At 53.9% G+C, this 2,078-nt stretch carries 4 protein-coding genes; 1 reads left to right on the top strand and 3 read right to left on the bottom strand.

What is annotated here, in order from left to right; genetic code table 11:
* From ABJQ89_RS11495 to ABJQ89_RS11505, 3 genes are all read right to left on the bottom strand, one after another.
* On the bottom strand, positions 1-451 hold a 451-nt coding region (locus ABJQ89_RS11495), incomplete at its 3' end, for an SDR family NAD(P)-dependent oxidoreductase (protein ID WP_348496372.1).
* 4 nt (positions 452-455) lie between these two features.
* Positions 456-809: a cupin domain-containing protein gene (locus ABJQ89_RS11500; protein WP_348496373.1), complete on the bottom strand. Its 354-nt coding sequence runs from the start codon at positions 807-809 to the stop codon at positions 456-458.
* Entirely contained in the window at positions 809-1,645 is an 837-nt protein-coding gene (locus ABJQ89_RS11505; RefSeq protein WP_348496374.1) for a cyclase family protein, read from the bottom strand. The genes ABJQ89_RS11500 and ABJQ89_RS11505 overlap by 1 nt, the downstream gene beginning before the upstream one ends.
* 214 nt (positions 1,646-1,859) lie before the next feature.
* Here ABJQ89_RS11505 and ABJQ89_RS11510 point away from each other — a divergent pair.
* The coding region (locus ABJQ89_RS11510) for a helix-turn-helix domain-containing protein (protein ID WP_348496375.1) at positions 1,860-2,078 on the top strand (219 nt) is incomplete at its 3' end.

A 2,078-nucleotide genomic window follows, 5' to 3' on the forward strand; every position in this document is an offset into this window, starting at 1 on the left:
CGCGTGCAGAAGAAACGAACACGATCTTGCCGCCATTTCCTTGTGCCTTCATTTGCTTGGACGCGGCGCGCGCCAGTAGCCATGACTGGGTCACGTTGGCATCCATAACGCTTTCGAACGTTTCTGGTTCCATGTCCTCGATCATCGCGACCTTGTTCATGCCTGAGGCAACCACAAGAATATCGAGCGCACCGTAAGTTTCGACCGCCTCGCGCACCATGCTTTCGCAGGCCGCTTCGCTATCAGGACGGGCGTTGATCATATGTACATCCGTGGAGCAGGTCGCTGCGACCTCTTCGAGCGCTTCTGCATTGCCAGCGGCAAGGACAACCTTGCACCCTGCCCCTGCAAAACAACGCGCCGCGACAGCGCCGAATGCGCCAGACGCACCTGTAATCAGGACAACCTTGCCGTGGATATCGAACATTGAATGGGGATTATCGAGCGACATGAGCTTACTCCGGTCGTTTGCCATCGGGATACGGGATCACGACGAGCATTTTGCAAATATGGTTTGTTTTGTTCTCGATCCGGCGCAGTTCGCCGGCTGGAATGGTGCAGCTGTCCATCGCGTGCAGGACGGTTTCGACACCATCAACTTCGACAGTCATTTCACCTTCGAGAACGACATAGACTTTCTCAAAGGGGGTGCTGTCAGGACCAGCGCCCCCCCCAGGGAGAAATTGCGAGAAGCCGATCCATTGATTTTCCGGACCGCCGTCTTCAAATCCTTGCAGCCGGTGACCCGTGACGCCCCAATGGTTGGGGGCGTCGTAGGTTTCGGCATCGGCAAAACGCTTCAGGTGCATTAGAACGTCTCACCAGCTTCGATGCGGTACGCTTGGTCCTTGTCTGTGATCGCAACCAAACGAATGATGCAGCCGTCACCACGATCCCAGTTCCATGGGAAGAAGGCGAATGTCACGCGTTTGCCTGTCACAGAATCCAGATCGCCCCCGACGTTTTCGATGCCAAGAATACCTGCGTTAAAGAGCGTGTTGTGCACAGGCTCCCAATCAGGGAAGTCGGTTTTCCAGTCAACGCCGCCAGACCATTCAAGGTACTCTTGCTCAAGGTGCGGCAAGATCGGACCGTTGCGCTGTGGGCCAATCGCTGTTGCGAGAGGATGGTCGTTCGCTTGGGTGTCGTGACCAACAACCTTTACGCCCTTTTCAACCATCCAGTCAGCCGCGGACTGAACCAGACCTGGGCAATAGGCAAAGTAGTCGCCATCTTCGTATTGCTTGTGCCAGCCAGTGTTGATGATCAACACATCGCCCTTACGGATCGCATGGCCACATGCTTTTTCCAGATCGTCGCCTGTGATCTTTTCCCATTTCTTTTTAGGGATAGAAACAACCAAACCAGAACCGAAGAAGTGTGGAAGTGGCACTTCGTCAATGAATGGCGTGCCCGGTACAACGTGTGCAGGCGCATCGATGTGCGTTGTCACGTGCATTGTATGCGTCATCGTTTGGCTGAGAACGCCAGACTTCGCCATGTAGTGCGTGCGCTCGATCTGAACGTCTTTGAAATACGGCCAGTTCGGGCACTGATAGCCAAAACGATGGCTCAGGTTCACGAACTCCAAGCCCATATCGTTGTCGTCGTTTGCTTGGAACTCAATTCCGCGGATCTCTACCATGGATACACCTTCTCTGTTCACTGCCGAGGCAATGTTCGTTGCATTAAATTTTGAAGTAGGCCTCCCAGCCATCTGCATATTTTGATACACATGCACCACATACCGGTCAACACAAAACTGCATTGCGGTTATGCTGTATCACAATGCGGTCACCCCTTGACATTGCGACCCGTGCCAGTAAGACATGATTTCAATAGCGTATTCAGGGGTTCCAATGGCCAAAGACGATTCCGATAACAGCCGAAACGGCATTCAGGTGATCTCTCGCGCAGCTGCAGTTTTGCGATGCCTTAAGGATTATCCGCAGGGGTTAAGCCTTGGCCAAATCGCGACAGAAGTCAGTCTTCCACGTTCCACCGTGCAGCGAATCGTCGGTGCATTGCAGAGCGAACGACTGCTGATTTCCAACGTCACAGGCGGCGGCGTGCGCCTT

The organism is Planktotalea sp. (assembly GCF_039984035.1).
Classification (GTDB): domain Bacteria; phylum Pseudomonadota; class Alphaproteobacteria; order Rhodobacterales; family Rhodobacteraceae; genus Planktotalea.

Bases quoted from the DNA above. Each gene is read 5' to 3' on its own strand.
- ABJQ89_RS11505 (WP_348496374.1), bottom strand. From the start codon at position 1,645: ATGGTAGAGATCCGCGGAATTGAGTTCCAAGCAAACGACGACAACGAT.
- ABJQ89_RS11500 (WP_348496373.1), bottom strand. From the start codon at position 809: ATGCACCTGAAGCGTTTTGCCGATGCCGAAACCTACGACGCCCCCAAC.